We start from the raw sequence: 24,936 nt of genomic DNA, 5'->3' as shown, positions 1-24,936 counted from the left end.
AAACGAGAAGTACGTAAAAGATCCTATGGCACGTATGCAAGAAAGCGCTGATCTGCTGAAGTGTTCCTTCTGTGGGAAGAGCCAAAAACAGGTGAAAAAACTCATCGCCGGTGGCGGTGTGTATATCTGCAACGAGTGCATTGAACTGTGCAACGAGATCATCGAAGAAGAAATCGCTAACGAGCCGGGCGCACAGGAATCCGACGATGCCAAGCGTCTGCCACGGCCGTCGGAAATTTCTGCGTTCCTGGATAACTATGTCATTGGCCAAAACCAGGCCAAACGCATCCTGTCGGTGGCAGTTTATAACCATTACAAGCGCATGCGCGCCGACGAATTTACCCACAGCGGTGCCGGTGGGGGACAGAAAACCTCGGGCTCGAAATATGGCGGGCGGGCCGATTCCATCCATGCGGATGAAGAAGTCGAGATTGCGAAATCCAATATCTTGATGTTGGGCCCTACCGGTTCGGGCAAAACCTACCTGGCACAAACGCTGGCACGCATGCTGGATGTGCCATTCGCGATTGCGGACGCTACTTCGTTAACGGAAGCTGGCTACGTCGGTGAAGATGTAGAAAATATCCTGCTGAAGTTGTTGCAAGCTGCCGATTTTGATGTGGAGCGCGCGCAGCGTGGCATTATTTACGTCGACGAGATTGACAAGATTTCACGCAAGAGCGAAAACCCTTCGATCACCCGAGATGTGTCAGGTGAAGGCGTGCAACAGGCGTTGCTGAAGATCTTGGAAGGCACGACCGCTTCCATCCCACCGCAGGGTGGGCGTAAACATCCCAACCAGGAATTTATTCAGTTGGATACGTCCAATGTGTTGTTCATTGTTGCGGGCGCTTTCGATGGCCTGGACAAAGTAATCGCGGAGCGCGTCGGCAAGAAAGGTTTGGGCTTTGGCGCAGAGATCGACTCCCGCAAAGACACCGACAACGCGGCGTTGTTCTCGCAGGTGCGTACCGCTGATCTGGTGAAATTCGGCCTGATTCCAGAGTTTATTGGCCGCCTTCCGGTGGTAGCTACGGTGGAAAACCTGGATCGTGCATCGTTGGTACAGGTGCTCACTGAGCCGAAGAACTCGCTGGTTAAGCAGTACCGGAGTTTGTTCGCTATGGACGGTGCCGAGCTGATCTTCGACGACGACGCCTTAGGGGAAATCGCAGATTTGGCGATTGACCGCGGCACTGGTGCCCGTGGCTTGCGCGCGATTTTGGAGGACCTGTTGGTTCCCGTGATGTACGATTTGCCGGATCGGGAAGACATCAACCAGGTGGTTGTCACTGCTGCCGCGGTACGTGGCGACGATGATCCCGAACTGCGTTATTCCGAAAACATGCAATCGGCATAGCAAGCACCAGTCCTAGCGCAAAACCATGCCCAGGCTGGGCTCGGACTATCCCCTGGGGTAGGGGCTCAGATTGCGGCCTGCAGCTAGGGCTAGGCTGTGGCTAGGGCTGGCCTGCAGTTAGGGCTAGGCTGTGGCTGGGTTTAGTCCCAGTACACCCCGAGCCCGCCACCGTCGTGTTCTTCGTCGCTGGTGAATAGATAGGATTCGTGCTCGGAATCTTCGATATTCGAGGTCAAAAACGACAACACAGCATCGATGACGAGTCGCCGAATTCCCACCGAATTGCTTGCTGAAAGCGTATCGACCTGGGCAGTTGTGGCCATCAGGTGCCGGTGATTGAGCCGGAACAAGCTCAGCGAGATGATTATGTAAAACACGTCGTTGGCAGAAATACCGGGCCGAAATGCGCCGGCTTCTTGGCCACGTAGCAATACCCGGTCCAGATGTAGCCCAAGCTCCGATGATTCCATCATGGTGGTGGTAGTTCCGGTTTCTAGCACCGGGTGTAGGGAATCTGCGGCTAACAAGGCGACAGCCTCGCGGTGCGTGTCTAACTGGGTAAACAGGGCGGAGACAATGTGTGCCATGCATTCTGCGGGCACAGGTGAATCGACATTGAGTGCTTCTGCCGGGGGCGTAATCGCTTCCATGCAGGCTGTGATGGCCTGGGCATATAACTCGTGCTTGTCGACGTTTGTTTCGTTACTGGCTGGTTTTTCCCGGGCTATTTTGTCACCCGCCACCCCGGTTGCGTCTGCATTCCCTTCGGCAGCTGAATTCACGAGCCACGAAAAATCTGCGTGCTCGTAACCATTGCGGAGAAATTCGCTGATGATGGCAGACAGCTCTGCGGAATCGTCGCGATTATTCATACGTCTCCAAAGCCAAGTTATCGATCAAACGAACCGGGCCTACCCAGGCTGCGGTCAAGGCTAGCGCTGGGCGGGTATCGGCAGGAACGTCCCGTAAATTTGCTGGGTCGACAACACGGAAATAATCTAGCTCCACCCCTGCGCAACTTGCTAGATGGTCTCTAGCTGCTTCTACGCTAGTGAATTCGCCGTCGCGAAGCCCAAATAAGGTTTGAGATAGGGCTTGGGCAGCGCGTCGCTGTGGCGCGCTTAAGCGTAAGTTGCGACTGGATTCTGCCACCCCGTCTACACCGCGCACTATGGGAAGAGCGTGAATAGTCACCGGAATATCCAGATCCCGCACCATGGCTTGGATTATCGCCAGCTGTTGGGCATCTTTGCGCCCGAAATAGGCCCGGTCTGGCTGGATGATCTGAAACAGTTTGGCGACGACGGTTGCGACTCCATCAAAATGTCCAGGCCGGGAGGCACCTTCTAGAATCTCGCCCATGCGGCCAGTGCGTACCCAGATTTGTGGGTGCTGGTCTGGAGATGCAGAAAAACCCGGGTACATTTCGTCGACACTGGGAGCAAAGACCGCATCGACGCCGAGCGTGCGTAGGAATTCTGCGTCTTGTTCCAGGTTTCGTGGGTAGTTGCGGTAGTCGTCGCAATCACCCAGGTCGGTGAACTGCAGTGGGTTAACGAATACTGATGCGACGACGATGTCGTTGTCGGCGCGTGCGGCGCGCACCAGACTGGCATGCCCGTCGTGCAGTGCGCCCATCGTGGGAACCAAACCCACCGTGGCAGTCGAGTCGGCTGTGGAAGCTGTGCCCACCGTGGGAGCCGAGCGTGCTTTTACGCAAAACTCGCGTACGTCAGAGATAGTGTGGAAGACCTGCATTTAATTCTCGTCACTAAATGATTCGGCGTCATTCGGGAACGTACGGGCTGCAACATCCTCGCGGTAAGCGCGAGCACCTTTGCGTAGCTCGTCGGCAAGATTGGCGTACTGGCGCACGAATCGCGGCGGCGTTCCAGTGCCCAGACCGAAGGCGTCAGTCCAGACCAGGATCTGGCCGTCGCACTCGTTACCTGCACCGATGCCGATGGTGGGGATAGGGCAGTCACGGGTGATCTGAGCAGCTAGTTGGCTGGGTACCATTTCCATGACGACGGCGAAAGCCCCCGCTTCTGCCACTGCCTGGGCGTCTGCGTGTAGCTGCGCGGCGGCCTCACCACGGCCTTGTACCCGGTAGCCGCCGAGCGCGTGTTCGGCTTGCGGGGTAAAACCAATGTGTGCGCACACCGGAATGCCGGCGTCGACAAGCGCTTTGATGGTTGGAGCTATTTCCACACCACCTTCGATTTTTACCGCCTGCACGCCGGCTTCTTTCATAAACCGCACCGCGGTATCCACGGCTTGGGCTGGCGAAGTTTCGTAACTGCCAAAGGGCAGATCGGCGACAACGAATGAGCGGCGGGTAGAGCGCACCACCGCAGCGGACAGGCTGATGAGTTCCTCGGTGGTGATCGGCAAAGTGGAGCTGTGCCCGAACACGACGTTGGCCGCGGAATCTCCCACCAGCAGCAGATCAATCTCGGTGTCGTCGAAAATGCTGGCGGTGAGGCTATCGTAGCTGGTCAGTGCAGTGAAAGGGGTGCCGTTGGCTTTTGCGCGAGAAAAATAATGGGTGCGCAGACGTTTTGCAGGAAGAGACGGTTGGGTAGACATAGGCCGGATTTTAGCAGTGTGGCGGATTATTACTGGGGATCTACTGGGCAACTCCTGTAGCGCTGCGGCCCAGGTTGCGGGTGGGCGCTAGAATAGTCGCCGTGATGACGGAGAACCAGCAAAACCCAGATAACCGTAATTCTGCAACCGATGCCGCGCCGGGTCGCGACCGTAGCGATCTGCTTGCGAAGAACTGGCAGCCAGGCGAGGTAGAGAAAGATCTTTACGACGCTTGGGAGTCGAAGGGCTATTTCCGCCCGGACGAAGATGCGGACAAGCCTGCTTATTCCGTGGTTTTGCCGCCACCGAATGTCACCGGGCAGTTACATATGGGGCACGCGTTGGATCACACGTTGATGGATTCGATTATCCGTCGCAAGCGCATGCAGGGTTTTTCCACGCTGTGGCTGCCGGGCTCGGATCACGCAGGCATTGCTACCCAGACGAAGGTGGAAGCGAAGCTGCGCGAGCAGGAAGGCAAATCTCGCTGGGATTACTCGCGGGAAGATTTCATTGCCAAGGTTTGGGAATGGAAGGAAGAATACGGCGGCACCATCCAACAGCAGATGCGTGCGATTGGTGACTCCGTCGACTGGTCGCGCGAGCGCTTCACCCTGGATGAGGGGCTCTCGCGCGCCGTGCAGCACATTTTCAAGCAGATGTTTGACGCGGGCATGATTTACCGTGCGCACCGCTTGGTTAACTGGTCGCCGGTGCTGGAAACAGCGGTCAGTGACATCGAGGTCGTACACAAAGACGTCGACGGTGAGCTGGTTTCGCTGCGTTACGGCTCGCTTGCCGACGACGAAGATCACGTCATCGTCGCCACTACCCGTGTAGAAACCATGCTTGGCGACGTCGCCGTGGCCGTACACCCGGATGATGAGCGCTATACCCACCTAGTGGGCAAGAAGTTCCCGCACCCATTCCGGGACGATCTGGAGCTGGAAGTCATCGCCGATGATTACGTAGATCCAGAATTCGGTTCCGGTGCCGTGAAGATCACCCCGGCGCATGATCCGAATGACTACGCGATGGGCTTGCGTCACAACCTGGACATGCCCACGGTCATGGATACCACCGGCCATATCGCTGGTACCGGTACCCAGTTTGATGGGTTGAGCCGTGAAGAAGCCCGCGTAAAAGTGCGTGAGGCTTTGGCGGAGCAAGGCCGCATCGTTGCGGAGAAGCGCCCGTATACGCACTCGGTGGGTCATTCAGAGCGTAGCGGGGAACCGATTGAGCCGCGTTTGTCGCTGCAGTGGTTTGTGAAGGTGGACAAGCTAGCACAGATGGCTGGTGATGCCGTGCGTGAAGGCGATACCAAGATTCACCCGACGTCGATGGAGCCGCGCTACTTCGATTGGGTTGATGACATGCACGACTGGACTATCTCGCGCCAGTTGTGGTGGGGCCACCGCATTCCGATCTGGTACGGGCCAGAAGATGAAAACGGCGAGCGTGACATCGTCTGCGTCGGCCCTGATGAGCAAGCCCCAGAAGGCTATGAGCAAGACCCCGACGTATTGGATACGTGGTTTAGCTCTGCACTGTGGCCATTTTCCACGATGGGCTGGCCAGATAAAACCGCTGACCTGGAGCGCTATTTCCCAACCTCGGTGCTGGTCACCGCCTACGACATCTTGTTCTTCTGGGTTGCCCGCATGATGATGTTCGGCACCTTCGCAGCTCAACAGGACCCGGAAACCTTCGGCACGGCTGCTGACGGCCGGCCACAGGTGCCGTTCAAGGATCTCTACCTGCATGGTTTGGTTCGTGATGAGCACGGCCGCAAGATGTCGAAGTCACTGGGCAACGGCATTGACCCAATGGACTGGGTACGCGATTACGGCGCCGACGCTTTGCGCTTTACCTTGGCGCGTGGCGCAAACCCAGGCGTGGATCTGCCGGTGGGTGATGAGGCCGCAGAGGCTTCGAAGCGCTTTGCCACCAAATTGTTTAACGCCACCAAGTTCGCGTTGATGAACGGTGCGGGTATGGGCGAGCTGCCCGAGCGCAGTGAGCTTACCGACGCCGACCGCTGGATCTTGGACCGCACCGAACAAGTACGCGCGCAGGTAGACAAGTATCTGGACGACTACCAATTCGCGAAAGCCAACGAGCTGCTCTACCACTTCGCCTGGGGTGAGCTGTGCGACTGGTACGTCGAGATCGCCAAAACCCAGATCCCACGCGAGGGGGAGTCTGCCCAAGGCCGGAATACCCAGATCGTGCTGGGACGGGTGCTGGACGTGGTGCTGCGCTTGCTGCACCCAACCATGCCGTTTGTGACCGAAGTGACGTGGAAGGCGCTGACCGGTGGCGAATCTCTGGTGGTAGCAGATTGGCCTACCGCAGCTGATACCAACGGTGGGGTCGCGGTTGATGAGGTTGCTGCACGTCGCATTGCCGATGCCGAGGTATTGATTACCGAGCTGCGTCGCTTCCGTGCGGACCAGGGCGTGAAGCCGTCGCAGAAGATTCCCGGAAAGCTGGATTTTGCTGCTGCCGACTTGGTTGGACAGGAAAACCTGGTGCGCAACCTGGCAAACGTGGAAGAACCAGGCGCAGATTTCACCGAGTCTGCTTCCGTTGAGGTGCGTCTCAGCCAGGCCACGATCACCATTGCGGTGGATACCTCTGGTGCCGTGGACGTGGCAGCAGAACGTGCCCGACTGCAGAAGGACCTGAAAAAGGCAGAAAAGGAACTGGCCCAGACCAGTGGCCAGCTGCAAAACGAGAAATTCTTGGCCAGGGCACCACAAGATGTCGTCGACAAGATCAAAGACCGCCAACAGCTGGCACAAGAAGAAGTTGACCGCATCGGCGCGCGTCTGGAGGCACTAGGCTAGTGACAGAAAACGAACACGCAGACCATGATCGTCAACACGCAGACCATGAGCGCCAGAACACAGGCAATGGTCACCAACACACAGACCATTCCGAGAGCAGCGAGTTAGATCAGGACCTCGCCGCCTTGGCCGGCGATGCGGTGGAAGTCGACGAGCACGGGTTGAAACTCAACCTGGGATTGCCGGATGAAGAACGCAACGCGCCAGCCCCGCTGCAAGCCACGCCAGAAGAACTCAGCGCGCTGGCTGCGGTGGAAGCGGAACTCGATACCCGCTGGCCAGAAACGAAGATCGATCCGAGCCTGGAACGCATAGAGTACCTGCTGGATTTATTGGGCAACCCGCAAGAAAACTTCCACGTTATCCACGTCGCGGGTACCAACGGTAAAAGCTCGACGGTGCGCATGATTGATTCGCTACTGCGTGGTTTTCATCGGCGCACTGGCATGTTCACCTCGCCGCATTTACAGACGGTTACCGAGCGCATCTGCTTGGACGGTAACCCGATTCCTGCGCGGGAATACGTGCGCCAATGGGAAGAAATTGAGCCGTTTGTGCAGATGACCGACGCGCATTTCGACGTGCGCTTATCCAAATTCGAGATCCTGACTGCCATGGCTTATGCCGCGTTTGCGGATGCTCCGGTGGAAGTCGCGGTGGTGGAAGTTGGCCTGGGAGGGACCTGGGATTCCACCAACGTGGTGAACCCGGAAGTTTCCGTCGTCATGCCGGTGGGCTTGGACCACCAGAACTACCTGGGTGAGACCATCGAAGAAATCGCGGCGGAAAAAGCCGGGATCATCAAACAACGTGATGACCTGGACGACGTGTTGAAGCCCTCCGAGAACATCGCGATCATCGGAGAACAAGACTCGAAAGCCATGGACGTGATTCTGCGCCGTGCCGTCGAAGTGGAAGCCGGTGTAGCGCGCTATAACAGCGAATTTGGGGTGCTGGAAACCTCCGTCGCTGTAGGTGGGCAGCAATTGCACCTGCGCGGGCTTGGTGGGGAATACCCAGAGATCTTCATCCCTCTTTCGGGTAGTCACATGGCAGCGAACGCCTCGTGCGCACTGGCAGCGGTAGAAGCGTTCTTTGGAGCTCGCGCCGGGCACGGGCTTGACCTGGATACTGTGCGGGAAGGCTTCCGCACCGTGTCGGTGCCGGGCCGTTTAGAACGCGTGCGCACCTCGCCGACTACGTTCATCGATGTAGCGCACAATCCACATGGTGCGCAGGCACTGGGTGCGGCGCTCTCGCGTGATTTTAATTTCCAGCGTCTCATCGGCGTGGTAGCCGTATTCGACGACAAAGATGCCAAGGGCGTATTGCTGGCTTTGGAACCGCATCTGGATGAAGTGGTTATTAGCCAAAACAGTTCTCCGCGAGCTCTGGACGCATATACGCTGGCGGAATACGCCGTGGAAATCTTTGGTGAAGAGCGCGTGCACACTATCGACGATCTGCCTGGTGCCTACGCGCTGGCCGTGGAATTGGCAGAAGATGCCGAGGTGCAATCGGGCTCTGGCATCGTGATCACCGGCTCGGTGGTTACCGCTGGGGAAGCGCGCACGTTATTTGGAAAGGAACCGTCGTGACAGATCAGACTTCCCGCCACGACAATAACCGCCACGCTGCCGAGTACGGCCCATTGGGCCCGGGCAAAGCGCCGGTAAAAGACCCCATGCGTGGGTTGGCCGGCATGATGTCGGGCACGCTGATCATGCAAGCGATCAGCATCTTTTTGGGTCTTACCGTCATTTTAAAAATTGATGGTGGCGTGTATTGGACGACGCCGAACTGGGTCGCGGTAACGGTGCTCGGGGCTTTGCATGTGCTCGCAGTCTTTTTCGTGCGCAAGTCCTGGGCTATCCCCATGATTCTGGTGCTGCAAGCGCTCGGGTTGTTGACGTTTTTCATCCACTGGTCCATTGGCGTCATCATGCTGTTGTTCATTGCTGTCTGGGCGTTCATGCTGTATTTGCGCTCGATGTTGTTGGAACGCATGCGGCGTGGCTTGCTAACCACTCAGCATTTGGGTACAGACTAGCTGCGCTAGTCGTGGAATTTCCGGGGGTTGGTGTCGGCTGGGAAGTGCTAGACCGAAGAAGTTTTCATTGAAACAAGTTGTAAACTAGAGACCATGACTGAACGTACTCTGATTTTGATCAAACCTGACGGTGTACAGAATGGCCACGTGGGAGAGATCATCTCCCGCATTGAGCGCAAGGGACTGCGTCTGGCAGAACTCGATTTGCGTGTGGCAGACCGTGAAACCGCAGAAAAGCACTACGCTGAGCACGCCGATAAGCCATTTTTCGGTGAGCTGGTGGATTTCATCACTTCCGCGCCCTTGATCGCTGGCATCGTGGAAGGCGACCGCGCCATTGACGCATGGCGCCAGCTGGCTGGCGGCACCGATCCCGTCGGCAAGGCCACCCCGGGCACCATCCGCGGTGATTTTGCGTTGTCCGTTGCAGAAAACGTCGTCCACGGTTCTGATTCCCCAGAATCCGCAGAGCGCGAGATCGGGATCTGGTTCCCGAACCTGTAAGCAGCGGGATCTGGTTCCAAGGATCTGTAACCAGTGGGTTCCGGTTCCAAGAATCTGTATCCACTCGGTGTGTTCGTTCCGTGCACTTATATAACCCGACGCAGTTTATGTGCGAATTTTGCAAATAGTGGCCGCAAAACCGGCGATTTCGTAGCACTATTTGTAAAAAAGACACATGACCGTAGCTAGGGATTGCCGCCAGCGTCTATGCCAAGGGTGGCGCTGAGCGCTGCTCACCCCCGTGCTAACAAACCCCGTGCTAGCGGGAGCGCAACCGCAATCCCCTGTAACACTGAACTTCGCTAACGCCCCTGCTGGTAGTGCTGCAAGCACTGAATACCGGTGGGGGTTAAGCTATATTGCCACTTGTGCGGCTGCTCGCGCACGGTAATTTTCTTGGCCTCGACCAGGTGCGCTTTCCGCAATGCTTCCAGTTCAGTGATCACTTCATCGGTGTCCCGGTGGATGGCGCCCGCAAATTCTGCGACCATGACGAACACATTATCCCCGGCTCCGACGGCCGCCAGGTCCCGCAGTACCTTCGGATGGCGTGCGACCAGTTCGAGTCGCTCGCTGGTGATTTCTTCCATATCGCTTTTCCGCAGGGCCTGTTGGATTCGACGCTTGCCGACGCGACGCGGACCGATATTGGTGCCGAGGATCTGGAAAGCAAAGCCGATGGTCGCCACCGCCGCCGTCACCGCAATGGAGGCAGCTGGATGAAGAACGCCGTCTAACTGGGCGATTGGCAGCGGCAGAATGACACTCCACGGGAATATTGGAAGGTACAGCATGAGTTTTTGCTGCGGGGTGTAATCGGTGTCCCGGTATTCCTCGGTGGAAACGGAGACTAGGTAATCATGGAACAGCCAGACACCGGATCCGATGGCACAGGCGAAGCAGAGTACCGCTGCTAACCAGTGCTCGTGCAGTAGCAACGAATAACCAAGCCCTGCGGGCACGGCGGCGCCAGCGTTGAAAAGCAGTTGTGTAGTTATCGAACGGTGGTGACCCTTTCTACTGAGCATGTCCTTATTTTAATCAAAATCGCCGAGTTGCCGAGTTCGATTGTTCAGATGGCACGCAGCTAGCGGGAGGAAACTGTGGGCGAAGTTGTGCTTTGCGGCTATCCGTCGGCAAGAATTCTGTGACATAATGCCAACTGTGTTGTTCCCGCGAGTGCGGTTGGAAGAACGTTACGGCACACAGTTTTTGTATGACGAGCCCGGTGTGGGCTTTATATTTGAATATTTTCGATGCCCTGCGCGGCAGCGGCCAGGTGGCTGCGCCCGGGGTTTAAGACGAGCTCAGGAGAAAAGATAACGGTGAATTTCACCAAAGAGACAATTGAAAAAGCTTCGACGCTGACAAGCGCGGCATGGCCGGAAAAGACCCGCGTGTATACGTTGGCGAAAAATCTAGGGTTGAGTTCGCGGGAGCTCATTGGAGTTTTAGCGGATTTGCAGATTTCTAAGCGTGCCCAGTCGAATGTGGCACCGGACGAGGTCACTGCCGTACTGGATTATATCGCGAGCAAAGGCAAAGCCGATTCGGGCACAGCTGGCAAGGCTGAACAGAGCGAAGCCGAAGGCAAAACGGCCGATAAGAGCGAAAATACGCATGGCAAGAAAGCGCAGCAACCAAAGCAAACAGATTCGACGCTAGACCACGAAGCGGAAGAGAAATTGCGCCACCGGGTGCGCAAAAACGTGGAAAATGAAATTAACCAGATCGTGCAAAAAGTTGCTGCGGATCTGCCAAACATTTCGGTAGCTGATGAGCCTGAGCCAGCTCCGAATGTGCCCGCCCCAGCAGAACCGAGGATGAATGTCTACGTTCCGGTATTCCGTGCACCGGACGTTGGTCCGGACGTTGCCGAATCTGAGATTGACGACATCATCGCCGCTACGGAAGAAGCCGAGGATGCAACCGGTGCACCTGAAGAAAACGGCGATAACCGGGGACGTAACCGTGCTGGAAAAACCTCGCGCGGTGTAAGGAGAAATGGTGCGCGGACCGCAGCAAGCGATGCGACGGCTCATTCATCCAACTCAGTCGCTTCCGATGATTTGGTGGGAGATGACTTAGCGGGCAACGATGATCTAACGGGTGATGGCCTAACGGGTGATGACGCGGTGCGTAACGACAACTCCGCGAATAATCGCGGTGGGAGCAGCACTAATTCCCGCGGTCGACGCCGCCGTGGTCGCCGTGGCGGATCGCGTGGGCGTGGTAGCGCGCAATCGGTGCAGACTGCTGACGCTGATCAGGGTGATGATAATCGCCATGTTGCTGGAAGCAACGTCGCTTCCCAGAAAGACGGCGGTTTTGATGAGAGTGCCCAGGAGTCCTCGAACGAAGGTTCACAAGGCAGTGTCGAAGAAGCAGTTGCCAGCACAAAAAATTCCGGCGACGCAAAAAATTCTGGTGACGCGAAAAACACCGGTGATGCCAAAAATAAAGACAAAGCTGCGGACAACAAGCACACCGTCGAAAAGATTGACGAGCCACGTGGTTTGCGCGGCTCCGACCGTCTGGAAGCACAGCGCCGTCGTCGCAACGAGCTGCGGGAAGAAAGCCGCAAGACAGAACGCATAGTTTCCGAAAGTGAATTCCAAGAGCGTCGAGCAGCGATCACGCGCAAAATGGTTGTCTGCGAGCGTCCACGCATGGACGGGCCAGGTACGGTTACTCAACTCGGTCTGCTCGAAGACGACGTGTTGGTCGAGCATTTTGTCAATGCGGAAAACCAAGGCTCCATGATCGGAAATATCTACCTGGGTCGCGTCGAAAACGTGTTACGCAACATGGAAGCAGCGTTCATCGATATTGGGCAGGGACGCAATGCAGTCCTTTATGCCGGGGAAGTTGATTGGAAAGCACGCGGCCTCAGCGGACACCAGCGTCGTATTGAAGCGGCCTTGAAGCCTGGCGACCAAGTGTTGGTGCAGGTCATGAAAGACCCGTTGGGCCATAAGGGCGCGCGTCTGACCGCGCATATCTCGTTTTCTGGCCGGTACCTGGTGTATGTGCCAGGCGGGCGTAATGCTGGGATTTCACGGAAACTTCCGGCGGAAGAGCGGAAACGCTTGAAAGACATGTTGGAGCGCGTCGTACCGGAAGATGGTGGCACGATCATCCGCACGGCTGCCGAAGGCGTGCCGGAGCGTGCCATTGCTGCTGATGTGGACCGCATGCACAACCAGTGGCTGCATATTAAGCAGCGCATGGAAGATGAGATGCAGTCTGCATCAACCGAGCCAGTAACTCTCTTCGAAGAACCAGATATGCTGGTCAAGGTGGTTCGCGATCTGTTTAACGAGGACTACACTGAGCTCATTGTCGACGGTGATCGGGCCTATGAAGTCATTTACTCCTATGTGAAGTCCGTGGCTCCGGATTTGTTGAAGCGAATTACAAAGCACGACCCAAAGGCTTTCAACGACCAGGATTCCTTTACTGCATATCACATTGATGAACAGATCCAAGTGGCCTTGTCGCGTAATGTGCCGTTGCCATCCGGTGGTTCGTTGGTCATCGACCGGACGGAAGCGATGATCGTTATTGACGTTAATACCGGGAAATTCACTGGTAAGCGCAAGGGCGGTAACCTGGAGGAGACTGTCACGCGCAATAACTTGGAAGCTGTAGACGAAATTGTGCGCCAGATCCGTTTGCGAGATTTGGGTGGCATGATTGTCATTGACTTCATTGACATGATCTTGGAAGAAAACCAGGATCTGGTGTTGCGTCGGTTGAAAGAGCGTTTGACTTCGGATCGTAGCCGTCATCAAGTTTCGGAAGTCACCAGCTTAGGTTTGGTGCAGCTTACCCGAAAGCGTATTGGTACCGGCTTATTGGAAGCTTATGCGGCAGACTGCCCGACGTGTTCGGGCAGGGGAGTGCTGATCAACAGTGATCCTGTTGATGCCATGAAACAGGCCGAAATTGCGGCACAGGCGCACGATCATGAGCCAGACAATGGCTATGGTCGTGATCGCGTACTGTTGGCAGGCTCTGACGCTAGCGCGGATGGTGCTAGCGCAAGTGATGATGCGGATGCGGCTGATGATGAGGACGTGACTGCGTCGACTTCAGTAGACGTGCATGAGGACGAGAGCCCGAAGAGCAAACGCGAACGAGAGCGTGCTGCAGCCGCAGAATTTGAAAATTTGGCGGCTAGCGTGATTGGCAAGCAACAGCCAAAGGCTCGAACTTCGGATCGTTCGGATGAGCCAACAACTGGCTCGGCGAAATCTGGCCGTGCTAAGCGTGGCAAGAATCGTAGGAACAAGCGTGCTCATGATGTTGTGTCGCAAGCTTCGGTTGCCGCACAAGATGGCGCTAAGACACGTAACGTCGCTGAGAAACAAATCGACACTGAGGCAAAAAACAGCGCTGAGGCAAAGAACGGCGCTGAGAAGCAAAACGTCGGAGACACGCAACCTGTAGGTGATAAGAACGCCTACGAGAAAGCGGTTGCAGAGTTTGAGTCCAGTCCGCGCCGCCGCCGTCGTACTCGTGGTAATTCCCGTTCTGATCACCGTCCGCGCAGGGCGGATTTCCGGTGGGATGACACCCAGGGAAGCAATCAGACAGCGCCGACCAAGAGAATCCTCACGAACCGCAAGGAGCACGAGGACACAGTTGCACAGGCTACAGAAACAGCAGGGGCTGTAGGGGCTGCTGAGGAGGCAGTGCGTAAGTCTATGAAGCGTCGTCGAGTAGTGCGGCGGATTTCTGCGGTGGCTTCCCAATCAGGCGATGACTCGCAGGCGACAGCGACGCAGCAGCAGGCTGGCGACGCGAGTGATAGCACGCACCGCACCGGTGGTGAGAAACATCAACACAGTGCTAAAGACGCGGCTGTGCGCAAAAGCACACGGCGGCGTCGGGTTGTGCGACGCCCAGTAAAGAAATAGTTGGGTTTGTCTTTTTGGGTGTGTGCACGGTAGTCTTGGACAGTCGCTGTTATGAGCCTGCGCATCATTATCCAGACAGCTGCTAGATAGCCGTATCTAGGTGGCTATCTAGTTGGCACATGGATAGCGTGGCAAGTAACGCTTAAGTAATTAAAGTCCATCTTGGGGCTTACGCACCGCGGCTGTTTGGCAGTGTGCGGTGGGTATGTTCCGAGTCGAGTATAGATAAGGGGTAACCCTCCATGTACGCGATCGTCAAGACCGGCGGAAAGCAGTACAAGGTTGCTGAAGGTGACCTCGTCAAGGTTGAGAAGCTTGAGGGCGAGCCAGGCGATGCCGTGGCTCTTACCCCGGTTCTGCTCGCCGATGGCGCAACCGTCAAGACCAAGGCTGATGAGCTCAGCGGTGTATCTGTCAACGCTGAAATCGTAGAACAGACCAAGGGTCCAAAAATCCGGATCCTGAAGTACAAGAACAAAACTGGTTACAAGCGTCGTCAGGGCCACCGTCAGCCACTGACCGTCGTCAAGATCACCGGAATTAAGTAAAGCACTAAGGGGATAGCACAATGGCACACAAGAAGGGCGCATCGTCCACCTCGAACGGTCGCGATTCCGAGGCCAAGCGTCTCGGCGTTAAGCGATTCGGCGGACAGAAAGTGAACGCTGGTGAGATCATCGTTCGCCAGCGTGGCACCAAGTTCCACCCAGGTGAGAACGTCGGCCGTGGTGGCGATGATACCTTGTTCGCTCTCGAAGCTGGATCCGTCAGCTTCGGTGTTAAGCGCGGACGTCGGGTCGTCAACATCGTTCCGGCACAAGAAGTAGCCGCAGAAGCCAGCGCATAAATAGCCTGAGCTTCTCGTCGGAACCGACACGGTTCCAACGCGCAGTTCCCACCTGAATGTGGGGCTGCGCGTTTTTTGCTTAAATAATGGTCTAACGCACCGCCAACATTTTTCTAGAAAGGGCCCGCGCCATGTCTCGTTTTATCGATCGAGTAACCCTGCACCTATCTGCAGGCGACGGCGGGCACGGCTGTGCCTCGGTGCACCGCGAAAAATTTAAACCTCTCGGTGGCCCCGACGGCGGTAATGGCGGCCATGGTGGCGACATTATCCTGGAAGTCTCCAACCAGGTGCACACACTGTTAGATTTCCATTTCCGACCGCACATCAAGGCAGAACGCGGCGGCAACGGTGAAGGAGATCATCGCCAGGGTAAGCGTGGCCAAGACTTAGTCTTGGAGGTGCCCGTGGGCACGGTCGTGCGCAATGCGAAAGGCGAGATGCTGGCGGACTTGACCACAATTGGCACCCGGTTCATGGCTGCGGAAGGTGGATATGGCGGCCTGGGTAACGCGGCTCTTGCTAATGCCTCCCGGAAAGCGCCCGGTTTCGCGCTGAAAGGCGAGCCCGGGGAGGAACATGATCTGATTTTAGAAATGAAATCGGTTGCCGAAGTGGGGCTGGTAGGTTTCCCGTCGGCCGGTAAATCGTCTCTGATTTCCGTTCTGTCTGCAGCAAAGCCGAAAATTGGTGATTATCCATTCACCACTTTGAGCCCGAACCTAGGGGTGGTTACTGCTGGTGACAGTGTATTTACTATTGCTGATGTGCCCGGCCTAATTCCCGGTGCTTCCCAGGGCAAAGGCCTCGGTCTGGAGTTTTTGCGCCACATTGAGCGTACCGCTGTACTAGCCCATATCGTCGATACAGCTTCTATTGAGCCAGGTCGTGATCCGGTATCGGATATTGAAGCCTTGGAACATGAACTAGCGCAATATCAAGATGCTTTGGAAGAAGACACAGGTTTGGGCGATATCATGCAACGCCCACGAGTGATTGTGCTTAATAAAGCCGATGTGCCAGAAGCCCGTGAGTTGGCAGAATTTGTCAGAGAGGACCTGGAAGAACAGTTTGGTTGGCCGGTGTTCATCATCTCAGCTGTCGCGCGGCAGGGCTTGGATGCATTGCGCTATAAACTCGCAGAAATTGTGGATGCAGACCGGGCAGAGCGCCCAGTTGGAGAAGAAAAACCGGCGCCAGAAGTTATCCGCCCGCAGGCTGTTATGGGGCGTGGTGCGAAACAGGGCGGCCATCATGCTGATTTCACAGTGCGCGAAGACCCACAGGTGGAAGGTGGCTTCATCGTCGAAGGCAAGAAGATTGAGCGTTGGATTTCCCAGACGGACTTCGAAAACGACGAAGCGATTGGTTATTTGTCTGACCGTTTAGCTCGCGCCGGTGTGGAACAAGAGCTTTTCCGCAGAGGCGCGGTGGAAGGCTGCCCGGTGACCATCGGCGAGATCACTTTCGAGTGGGAACCGATGATCGGCGGCGATCCAACTTTGGCTGGTCGTGGACGTGATGCTCGATTGGAAACCACGGATCGTGCTACCGCGGCAGAGCGTAAGCGTGCTTCGCAGGCGCGACGCGGCCTGATCGACGAACTGGTTTATGGAGACGTCGACGAAGAACAATCAGATCGCGAGCGTTGGCAGGGTTAAGCATTCAGATCGTGTGATGGGTGAGATCGCGCGCGGATTTTTGTAGACTAAGCAGTATGCCTCACAACGCCCATGACCGTGACATTCATGCCCACCTCCCGTTGGATCCGTACCAGGATAATTCGCCGGAAGCGAAGTTCCCGGATCCGCCGGAAGAAGCACAAGATAGCTTGGCCATGGGCCACGAATCTGCTTTGCGTGAGCAGATTACGAAAGCCAAGCGCGTCGTCGTCAAGATCGGTTCTTCCTCGCTGACGGATGATTTTTCCGTCTCCCCGGAAAAGATCGATCACATTGTTGATGCGTTGCAGGCGCGTATGGAAGTCTCCGACGTTATTGTGGTCTCTTCGGGAGCTGTCGCCGCTGGCATGAAGCCGCTGGGCTTGACGGAACGTCCACAGGACCTTGCCACCAAGCAGGCAGCTGCTGCGGTTGGCCAGGTGCATTTGGCTTATGAGTGGTCGCGCTCTTTCGCCCGCTACAACCGTACGTGCGGGCAGGTTTTGTTGACTGCCTCGGATGCTGGCCGACGCGACCGCACCCGGAACGCGCAGCGTACTATCGATCGTTTGCGTATTTTGCGTGCGGTACCGATCGTGAATGAAAACGACACGGTGGCGACCTCCGAAATGCGTTTTGGTGATAACGACCGCCTATCGGCAATCGTGGCCCACTTGACTGGCGCGGATGCGCTATTTTTGCTTTCCGACGTCGATGGCTTGTACGACAAGAATCCGGCGGAGCCAGATGCTAACTTCGTCGACGAAGTTGTCACTGGTAAAGACCTGAAAGGCGTTGCCGCTGGTGACGGCGGCAAGGTTGGTACTGGCGGAATGGCCTCGAAAGTATCGGCAGCTCGCCTGGCAGCGCGCGGCGGCGTGCCGGTGCTGCTCACGTCGGCGGATAATATTGGCCCGGCGTTGGAAGATGCCCGAGTTGGTACCGTATTCCACACTCGTGAAGAACGCCGTTTGTCCGCTTGGAAATTCTGGGCACTCTATTCTGCCGATTCCGGTGGAACTTTGCGTTTGGACGAAGGTGCGCTCAAGGCAGTTACTCGTGGCGGTAATTCGCTGCTGGCAGTCGGTATCACCGATGTTGATGGTGAATTCCGTGCCGGTGAAATTGTGGATATCGTTGGACCGAATTCTGAGGTCGTCGGCCGTGGCGAGGTCAACTACTCGTCGTCGGCGTTGAAGTCGATCATGGGTAAGAAGACCGAAGACATGCCGGAGGAAATGCAACGTCCGGTTGTGCATGCTGACTACCTCTCGAACTACGCTTCGCGTCTGTAAAACTGGTGTCTTGAAGTTGTGGCGAAGAAGCTAGGATTGGTTGCTTCGCCGAAAATCCCGGTAACCTGGGGGCCATGAAGTTTCTTATGTACCCGCACAGCTGGGATAAAGTACAAAAGACCCTAGAAGACGCCGGCCACACGCTTGTCGACGACATCGACGACGCGGACTGCATGTTGTTTAACGGTAAGCCGGATGAGCTGCCGGAGATTCCAGAATCCCTTGGTTTTGTGCAGCTGCACCTGGCCGGCGTGGATGCTTTCGTCGACCAGATGAAGGCGTCGTCGGCCCGGTGGGCAAATGCTGCCGGCCTGTACGACAAGACCGTGGCAGAGTCTGCGATTGCGCTTCTTTTGGCGCAACTGCATGCACACAAACCGTCCACGCAGGCGGAAACTTGGTTGCAGGAGGAGCTAGAAGCTAAGACGCGATTTTTGTGCGAAGATTCTACCGTTGCCATTATCGGTGCGGGTGGAATTGGCGCGGAATTAATTAACATGCTCTCTGGCTTTGGCCCGGAGATTATTGCGGTTAATCGCTCCGGTAACCCCGTTGAAGGTGCGGATGAGACCGTGCCAAGCACTGAGTTGGATTCGGTGTGGCCGCGCGCGGACTACTTTGTGCTGCTGATGCCGTTGACCGAGGAAACCCACCATATTGTGGATGCCAATGCTTTTGCGAAGATGAAAGATAGCGCCGTCGTCGTGAATGTGGGTCGTGGACCTTTGGTCAACACCGATGATCTTGTCGACGCACTCCGTGATGGTGTCATCGCTGGTGCTGGTTTGGATGTCACTGAACCTGAACCATTGCCGGATGGGCACCCGTTGTGGAAGATCCCGGAATGCGTCATCACTCCACATTTGGCGAACCCGCTGTATTCGGTGCGTAAGCGCATCGGCGCGCACATGCTGAAAAATATGGAAGCTTTCGCGGCTGGCGAGAAGATGCCGACGGAAGTTGATGTTGCAGCAGGCTATTAATTTCAGCAGCCTTCATAATTTCAGCGGCCTACTAAGCCGGACAGCCGTTTTATTTAAGCCTGGAAGCAGGCTGTTAAATACGTATACTGGGCGACATGACTGACAAAGCTACAGAAAACTTGTCGCCCGAACGCGCCCAGGAGCGCGAAGAGGTTCTCACCAAGGCCCGTGCCGCTAAGGACGTGGCCCCGGTGATTGCCCAACTTTCAACTCCGCAGAAGAATGAAATTTTGGAAACTGCGGCCCAGCATTTGCTGGATAACACTTCTATTATTCTTGGCGCTAATGAGCGCGATATCGTCAATGGTAAAGAAGCTGGCCTGAGTGATCAGCTGTTAGATCGCTTGCGTTTGGATGAAGAGCGCATCGCGGGTATCGCTAATGGCTTGCGTCTGGTCGCTGGCTTGCAGGATCCGGTAGGCGAGATTCTGCAAGGTTCCACCATGGACAACGGCATTGAGATGAAGCAGGTGCGTGTCCCGCTTGGTGTTATGGGCATGGTCTATGAGGCTCGTCCTAACGTCACTGTGGATGCATTTGGCCTGGCCATTAAGTCAGGTAATGTGCCGTTGTTGCGCGGTTCAAAGTCCGCTCGTGAGTCCAACAAGCAGTTGGTGGAACTTTTGCAGGACACTCTGGAAAAATTGGGTCACCCACGTGAAGCCGTGCAGCTTTTGCCTTGTGAGACCCGTGACTCCGTGCAGGATCTGATTACTGCTCGTGGCCTTGTGGATCTCGTTATTCCACGCGGTGGTGCTGGCCTGATTAACGCGGTTGTGTTGGGTGCTACTGTACCGACCATCGAAACCGGTACTGGGAACTGCCATTTTTATATTGATAAATCGGCAGATCTTGACAAGGGCATCGCGATGGTGGTTAACGGAAAGACCCGTCGTACCTCGGTGTGTAACTCCACCGAGACTGTACTGCTGGATTCCGCATTGAGTGATGAAGACAAGCTACAGGTTGTACGCGCACTACAGGATGCTGCAGTAACTATTCATGGTGATGTCGAAGAGCTCTCCGCTTTCGGTGTGGAAAACGCGGTGCAAGCTACTGAGGAAGATTGGGCAGAAGAATCCCTGTCCATGGACATTAACGCCAAGGTTGTCGGTGGTGTCGATGGTGCTATCGCGCACATTCAGAAGTGGAGCACCGGACATACCGAAGGTATTGCCGCGCAAGATGCAGATATTTTGCAGAAGTTCGCCAATGAGGTCGATGCCGCTGCAGTGATGCTGAATGCATCCACTGCCTTCACCGATGGTGAGGTTTACGGCATGGGTGCAGAGATTGGTATTTCCACCCAGAAACTGCACGCTCGCGGCCCCATGGCTTTGCCGGAGCTGACCTCTAGCAAGTGGATTTTGCAGGGCACTGGTCACACCCGCCCATAAGTCAGCTCGCATTTGATTATGTGAGCTGGAATAATCCCCGGTATGACTGCCTCATGCTTACGAGTCCGTGCTGCAACAAGGCTGGCGATTACTGCTGCACGGGGCTCGCTGAGCGCGGTAGTGACCCGAATGCGTTCGAGTTTTCCGCCAGTCTTGGAGAAACTTTGCGGGAAACCCCGCCGCGCGTAATCGCGCATGAAGCAATTTCTGGTGTGGTGGGGAGCTTGCGGTCAGGTATCGACGAGGCACCTGGTTTCGTGGAAGATTTTGAGGATTCCACAGGCTGCCACCCGGATTATATTGTGTTTGGTTATTCGCAAGGTTCGATTGTGCTCAGCCACCTGGAAAAATATTTGCACCAGAAAAACCAATTACGCGGGGCGGTTTATATTGGAAATCCGCAATTAGGCGCTGACGATCCTTCTATCGTGGGCAGTCCACGGGTTGGTAACGGGCTCATTGCTGGTTCGCAGTGGTGCCGCCGTCGTTACGCCCGGAATTAGCTCCGGTGCGGCGCATTAATTACTGTATGACTGATGATTTCGCCTGTGATCTCACCCCGCTCTCTGCAGTAGCTGCCTTGCGGGATGAAGCTGGTATTCACGGTGATTATTTCCTCATTGATTATCCGAACGATGGCCTCGTGGTCGATGAATTAGCAGAATGGATTGTGCATGGCTAAACCTCATAATCGCGGTGTTTGTCGTGCTAGCATGCTCGGTTCCCGTCAGCGCATTGGCGTCATGGGCGGTACTTTTGATCCGATCCACAACGGTCACTTGGTTGCTGCAAGTGAGGTGGCGGACCAGTTTTGCTTGGACACCGTCTTGTTCGTGCCTACTGGTCAGCCCTGGCAAAAAGCAGATAAGCAAGTCACCCCGGCAGAGGCGCGGTATTTGATGACGGTGATTGCTACTGCGTCGAATCCGCGCTTTGGGGTGAGCCGCGTCGATATTGACCGTGTTGGCGCTACCTATACCGTCGATACGCTGCGGGATTTGCGGGAAAAATACCCGGAAGCCGAGCTGTTTTTTATCACGGGTGCTGATGCCATGGCGAATATCGTGTCGTGGCATAAGTGGGAGGAGATGTTCGAGATGGCGCGTTTTGTGGCGGTAACCCGCCCGGGCTACGAGTTGTCTGAGGCGATGCTGCCGGATATTCATGAGCGTCGCATAGATTTGGTGGATGTACCGGCGCTTGCGATCTCGTCTACCGATATCCGCGAGCGCGCTGGACAGGGCCGCCCGGTGTGGTATTTGGTTCCGGATGGGGTGGTGCAGTATATCTCGAAGAACAATTTATATGCGGAAAACTAGCCCAAACCGGCTAGTTCGTGCGAAACTGTGACTAGACCATTCATGGGCTTGACCAACTTTGGCGCTCACTGCACAGTCCACGAAGCTGTGCGCTGTCAAAAACAAGTTATTCCCAAAACAAGCTACTGCCAGAACAAGCTACTGCCAGAGCTAACTACTGTCAGAAGAAATTATTGCCAGAAAGAGGAAGGTGCGCATTGACCGCTACTGATACCGCTCGCGAACTCACGAGTGTGGCCGTTCGCGCCGCTGATGAGAAATCTGCGGCCAATATCGTTGCCATGGACGTTTCTGATGTCCTGGGCATTACCGAGGTGTTCATTATTGCTTCGGCGGATACGGAGCGCGCGGTTAAGGCTGTCGTCGACGAGATTGAAGAAGACCTGAAAGACGCTGGCCGGAAGCCGTTGCGTCGGGAAGGCCAGCGTGATTATCGCTGGGTGTTGCTGGATTATGGCGATATTGTCGTGCACGTCCAGCACAATGATGAACGCGATTTTTATGGCCTGGACCGCTTGTATGGCGATTGCCCACTGGTAGAAGTCGATGGCGTGGAATATTCACGTCCGGGTACTTATTCTGAGTTCGACGGTGCGCAGGTGCGTTCTGCCCAGGCTATCGATGATATTCCGGTGGTGGGCGAGGAGCGCTCATGACCCGCTCTCTGTATCTCGTCCGCCATGGTGAGACGACCTACAACGCCAGCGGGCGGATGCAGGGCCAGTTGGACACCGAGCTTTCTGAACGCGGTCACGCCCAGGCACGCCAGGCAGCGGAGTCGCTTGCCGACGTCCGCATCACGCGTATCGTTGCTTCAGATTTAAGCCGTGCGGCCACCACTGCCGGTCATATTGCTGATCGTTTGGGGCTGGAAGTCACTACCGATAAACGCTTGCGCGAGACTCATTTGGGTGACTGGCAAGGTCTGGCTCGTACCGAGGTTGACGAGCAGTATCCGGGAGCGCGTGCGCAATGGCGCAATGATGCTCGCTGGACTCCACCGGGAGGCGAATCTCGCGTGGATGTGTCCAAGCGTATCCGTCCGGTTGTTGACGAGCTGATGGAAGAGTATTCCGACTGGGACGACGGTGGGGTGTTGTTGGTTGCTCACAATGGCGCGATTTCCGCGTTGGCTTGTGCTTTATTGGATTTGCAAGTGGAGCAGTTCCCCATGCTGACGAGCCTGAAGAATACACATTGGGCCAAGCTGGTCGCGCGCCCGGGATTGCACTCGGATGCTGCGAAGTCTAGTCCGCGGTTTTCGACTACGGCTGATGCGCGTAGTGCCCGGTGGTTTCTTGAAGGCTGGAATATGGGTCGAGGGGACTAAATGGCGGTTCAGGTGGTTACGGATTCCTCAGCTAGTTTGAGCGAGGACGTTATCGCAGAACTTGGCATCACTGTGTTGGATCTGCACGTGATGGAGAAAACTGCCAAGGATGGTTCGGTAGAGCGTTCCACAGCGGGGTTGTCGTCATTGGAGTTGGCGGCAACTTATGGTCGGTTGGTAGAGCGCAGCCGGGGGGACGGCGTGCTGGTGATGCATTTGCCAAAAGAGTTGTCTGCAACGTGGAACTCTGCGCAGACGGCAGTGGGGCTTTTCGACGATGATGAGATCCGCCTTATCGATTCACCGGCGATCGCGATGGCAATGGGCGCGGCAGTGATGACGGCCGCGAAACTCGCACAACAGGGCGCTGACCTCGATGAATGTCATGACGCTGCGTTGGGGGTCCTGTCGCGTTCTGCTACTTGGGTGTATTTGCACCGGATTGATGATCTGCGCCGTTCAGGTCGTTTGTCGACGACAACGGCAATGTTGTCGACCGCATTGTTGGCGACGAAGCCGATTATGCAGTTTAAGGAAGGCAAGTTGGAGTTGGTTGGGAAAACCCGCACCCAAACCAAAGCCTTTAACAAGTTGGTTGAGCTGATTTCTCAGCAGGCTGCTGGCGAGCCGGCGTTTATCGCGGTGCAGCATAGCGAGGCAGAAGAGGCAGCAGAGACGTTATATGACTTGCTTGTCGACGCCTTAGCTCCTGGTTCTTCGGTGATGGTCATGGAGATGAGTGAAGTGTTGCGAGTGCATGTCGGCACCGGCGCGATCGGGGTTTCTGCTGTTTTTACCGTGGCAGATTAGCCTGTTTTTATTAGCTCGCTTTTACTAGCACGGTTTTATAAGAATAGCGTTGTTTGTGCGTTAGTTATCCACAGAACGCTGCAGCGTGTTGACCTGTCAGGTAATTTTTCACAGGCTTGTTGGCGGCCGTATTCTTTTTCTTCTTTTGTACTTTTAATATCGCGGCCATGAGCCCAACAGCACGCCTAAAAGAACGTATTGCGGAATTAACCCGCCCGACTGGAGAAGAAGACCTCATGGCGGTGGATTATCCCAAACCACGGTTTTCTTTGTCGCAAACCGCAGCGATTGCCGCGGCAGTGTTTGCGCTGATTGGCTGCGTGCTGTGGTGGGCGTTGAGCTCGGATGAACTAGGTTCGGGGAAGTCGGATTCGGAGCAGCCGGATTTCGCTGCGCTGGCAGCAGGGTCTGCTGCAGCCTCCGGTGGGAACTCTGCAGGGGATGACACTGCAGGATCTGGAGCAGCGGGTGATGCCACTGCAAGGAACGATACAACCGGGGAAGCCTCAGCAGGCGCCAAGACTTCCGGTGATGGCACCGCGGGTCCCCACGGAGTTGAAGAGATCGTGGTCTCGGTAGTGGGGTTAGTGCATAACCCGGGAATAATGACCCTTCCCGAAGGTTCCCGTGCCGCTGACGCGCTGGCGGTGGCGGGTGTGTTGCCGGAAGCAGATTTGGTTCGCATCAATCATGCAGAACGACTCAGTGATGGCCAACAGTTAGTAGTGCTTGGTCCGAATGATCCTGTTCCTTTAGCTGCTGCACCGAACAGCGAGAGCAGCGGAGGAAACGGCAGCACCGGTACAGGGCCAGGTGCAAATACTGGTCCGATTCCATTGAATACTGCCTCGGCTGCTGAGCTGACGTCGTTACATGGCGTAGGCGAAGCTACAGCTGCTGCGATCATAGAGTTTCGGGATGCGAATGGTGGCTTTGCTGCTGTAGATCAGCTTTTAGAGGTGCCCGGGATTGGTCCGGCGAAGTTTTCCCGGCTAAAAGATGAAGTAACGGTATAAA

Annotated in this window: 23 protein-coding genes; 19 read left to right on the top strand and 4 right to left on the bottom strand. The window is 55.9% G+C overall.

Annotated elements, in window-relative coordinates:
- Positions 1-25: 25 nt before the first annotated feature.
- A complete protein-coding gene (gene clpX / locus O146_RS0106780) occupies positions 26-1,360 on the top strand; it encodes an ATP-dependent Clp protease ATP-binding subunit ClpX (protein WP_027018016.1) in 1,335 nt (444 codons plus the stop codon).
- 140 nt (positions 1,361-1,500) lie between these two features.
- On the opposite strand, the gene O146_RS11375 is transcribed toward clpX, so the two are convergent.
- From O146_RS11375 to panB, 3 genes are read right to left on the bottom strand one after another with little or no spacing between them, the layout of a single operon-like run.
- On the bottom strand, positions 1,501-2,232 hold the full coding sequence (locus O146_RS11375) for a hypothetical protein (protein ID WP_021353596.1): 732 nt from the start codon (positions 2,230-2,232) through the stop codon (positions 1,501-1,503).
- Entirely contained in the window at positions 2,225-3,118 is an 894-nt protein-coding gene (gene panC / locus O146_RS0106770; RefSeq protein WP_081820602.1) for a pantoate--beta-alanine ligase, read from the bottom strand. The genes O146_RS11375 and panC overlap by 8 nt, the downstream gene beginning before the upstream one ends.
- Positions 3,119-3,949, bottom strand: a complete 831-nt coding sequence (gene panB / locus O146_RS0106765) for a 3-methyl-2-oxobutanoate hydroxymethyltransferase (RefSeq protein ID WP_027018014.1) — start codon at positions 3,947-3,949, stop codon at positions 3,119-3,121.
- A gap of 104 nt (positions 3,950-4,053) precedes the next feature.
- On the opposite strand from panB, the gene O146_RS0106760 reads away from it, so the two are divergent.
- From O146_RS0106760 to ndk, 4 genes are all read left to right on the top strand, one after another.
- Entirely contained in the window at positions 4,054-6,801 is a 2,748-nt protein-coding gene (locus O146_RS0106760) for a valine--tRNA ligase (RefSeq protein WP_035000637.1), read from the top strand.
- Positions 6,801-8,399, top strand: coding sequence for a bifunctional tetrahydrofolate synthase/dihydrofolate synthase (gene folC, locus O146_RS0106755; RefSeq protein WP_023018282.1), 1,599 nt, complete (start codon positions 6,801-6,803; stop codon positions 8,397-8,399). The genes O146_RS0106760 and folC overlap by 1 nt, the downstream gene beginning before the upstream one ends.
- 86 nt (positions 8,400-8,485) lie before the next feature.
- Positions 8,486-8,851 (top strand): DUF4233 domain-containing protein, encoded by a 366-nt coding sequence (locus O146_RS0106750; RefSeq protein WP_081703827.1) that lies wholly within the window; start codon positions 8,486-8,488, stop codon positions 8,849-8,851.
- A gap of 93 nt (positions 8,852-8,944) precedes the next feature.
- The gene (gene ndk, locus O146_RS0106745) at positions 8,945-9,355 is read left to right on the top strand and encodes a nucleoside-diphosphate kinase (protein WP_021353603.1); all 411 of its coding nucleotides are present in this window, start codon (positions 8,945-8,947) and stop codon (positions 9,353-9,355) included.
- A 302-nt stretch (positions 9,356-9,657) separates the two neighbouring features.
- On the opposite strand, the gene O146_RS0106740 is transcribed toward ndk, so the two are convergent.
- The gene (locus O146_RS0106740) at positions 9,658-10,383 is read right to left on the bottom strand and encodes a hypothetical protein (protein WP_027018010.1); all 726 of its coding nucleotides are present in this window, start codon (positions 10,381-10,383) and stop codon (positions 9,658-9,660) included.
- Between the two features lie 297 nt (positions 10,384-10,680).
- On the opposite strand from O146_RS0106740, the gene O146_RS11370 reads away from it, so the two are divergent.
- The 14 genes from O146_RS11370 (at position 10,681) to O146_RS0106665 (ending at position 24,935) form a co-directional block, all read left to right on the top strand.
- Entirely contained in the window at positions 10,681-14,277 is a 3,597-nt protein-coding gene (locus O146_RS11370) for a translation initiation factor IF-2 N-terminal domain-containing protein (RefSeq protein WP_051619310.1), read from the top strand.
- Positions 14,278-14,519: 242 nt separating this feature from the next.
- Positions 14,520-14,825 (top strand): 50S ribosomal protein L21, encoded by a 306-nt coding sequence (gene rplU, locus O146_RS0106725; RefSeq protein ID WP_021353609.1) that lies wholly within the window; start codon positions 14,520-14,522, stop codon positions 14,823-14,825.
- A gap of 20 nt (positions 14,826-14,845) precedes the next feature.
- Entirely contained in the window at positions 14,846-15,124 is a 279-nt protein-coding gene (rpmA, locus tag O146_RS0106720) for a 50S ribosomal protein L27 (protein WP_023018278.1), read from the top strand.
- A 131-nt stretch (positions 15,125-15,255) separates the two neighbouring features.
- Positions 15,256-16,785, top strand: a complete 1,530-nt coding sequence (obgE, locus tag O146_RS0106715; RefSeq protein ID WP_027018009.1) for a GTPase ObgE — start codon at positions 15,256-15,258, stop codon at positions 16,783-16,785.
- A 56-nt stretch (positions 16,786-16,841) separates the two neighbouring features.
- On the top strand, positions 16,842-18,080 hold the full coding sequence (gene proB / locus O146_RS0106710) for a glutamate 5-kinase (protein WP_021353612.1): 1,239 nt from the start codon (positions 16,842-16,844) through the stop codon (positions 18,078-18,080).
- A gap of 74 nt (positions 18,081-18,154) precedes the next feature.
- A complete protein-coding gene (locus O146_RS0106705) occupies positions 18,155-19,063 on the top strand; it encodes a D-isomer specific 2-hydroxyacid dehydrogenase family protein (RefSeq protein ID WP_027018007.1) in 909 nt (302 codons plus the stop codon).
- A gap of 95 nt (positions 19,064-19,158) precedes the next feature.
- On the top strand, positions 19,159-20,460 hold the full coding sequence (locus tag O146_RS0106700; RefSeq protein ID WP_021353614.1) for a glutamate-5-semialdehyde dehydrogenase: 1,302 nt from the start codon (positions 19,159-19,161) through the stop codon (positions 20,458-20,460).
- A 53-nt stretch (positions 20,461-20,513) separates the two neighbouring features.
- Positions 20,514-20,963 (top strand): hypothetical protein, encoded by a 450-nt coding sequence (locus O146_RS11365; protein ID WP_027018005.1) that lies wholly within the window; start codon positions 20,514-20,516, stop codon positions 20,961-20,963.
- A 26-nt stretch (positions 20,964-20,989) separates the two neighbouring features.
- Positions 20,990-21,142 (top strand): hypothetical protein, encoded by a 153-nt coding sequence (locus O146_RS12625; protein WP_155896244.1) that lies wholly within the window; start codon positions 20,990-20,992, stop codon positions 21,140-21,142.
- Positions 21,135-21,779: a nicotinate-nucleotide adenylyltransferase gene (gene nadD, locus O146_RS0106685; protein ID WP_244266815.1), complete on the top strand. Its 645-nt coding sequence runs from the start codon at positions 21,135-21,137 to the stop codon at positions 21,777-21,779. The genes O146_RS12625 and nadD overlap by 8 nt, the downstream gene beginning before the upstream one ends.
- Positions 21,780-21,976: 197 nt before the next feature.
- Complete coding sequence (gene rsfS / locus O146_RS0106680) at positions 21,977-22,435, top strand: ribosome silencing factor (protein WP_021353617.1); 459 nt, start codon at positions 21,977-21,979, stop codon at positions 22,433-22,435.
- The gene (locus O146_RS0106675; protein WP_021353618.1) at positions 22,432-23,109 is read left to right on the top strand and encodes a histidine phosphatase family protein; all 678 of its coding nucleotides are present in this window, start codon (positions 22,432-22,434) and stop codon (positions 23,107-23,109) included. Before rsfS ends, O146_RS0106675 begins: the two co-directional genes overlap by 4 nt.
- Complete coding sequence (locus O146_RS0106670) at positions 23,110-23,919, top strand: DegV family protein (RefSeq protein WP_023018275.1); 810 nt, start codon at positions 23,110-23,112, stop codon at positions 23,917-23,919. It abuts the gene before it with no gap.
- 167 nt (positions 23,920-24,086) lie between these two features.
- The gene (locus O146_RS0106665; protein ID WP_027018003.1) at positions 24,087-24,935 is read left to right on the top strand and encodes a ComEA family DNA-binding protein; all 849 of its coding nucleotides are present in this window, start codon (positions 24,087-24,089) and stop codon (positions 24,933-24,935) included.
- Position 24,936 lies beyond the last annotated feature (1 nt).

Origin of the sequence: Corynebacterium pseudodiphtheriticum DSM 44287, assembly GCF_000688415.1 — a bacterium.
In the GTDB taxonomy this organism is placed as follows: Bacteria; Actinomycetota; Actinomycetes; order Mycobacteriales; family Mycobacteriaceae; genus Corynebacterium; species Corynebacterium pseudodiphtheriticum.
Note: the sequence above shows the minus strand (reverse complement) of the source record. Positions and strands in the feature narration are given on the sequence as shown.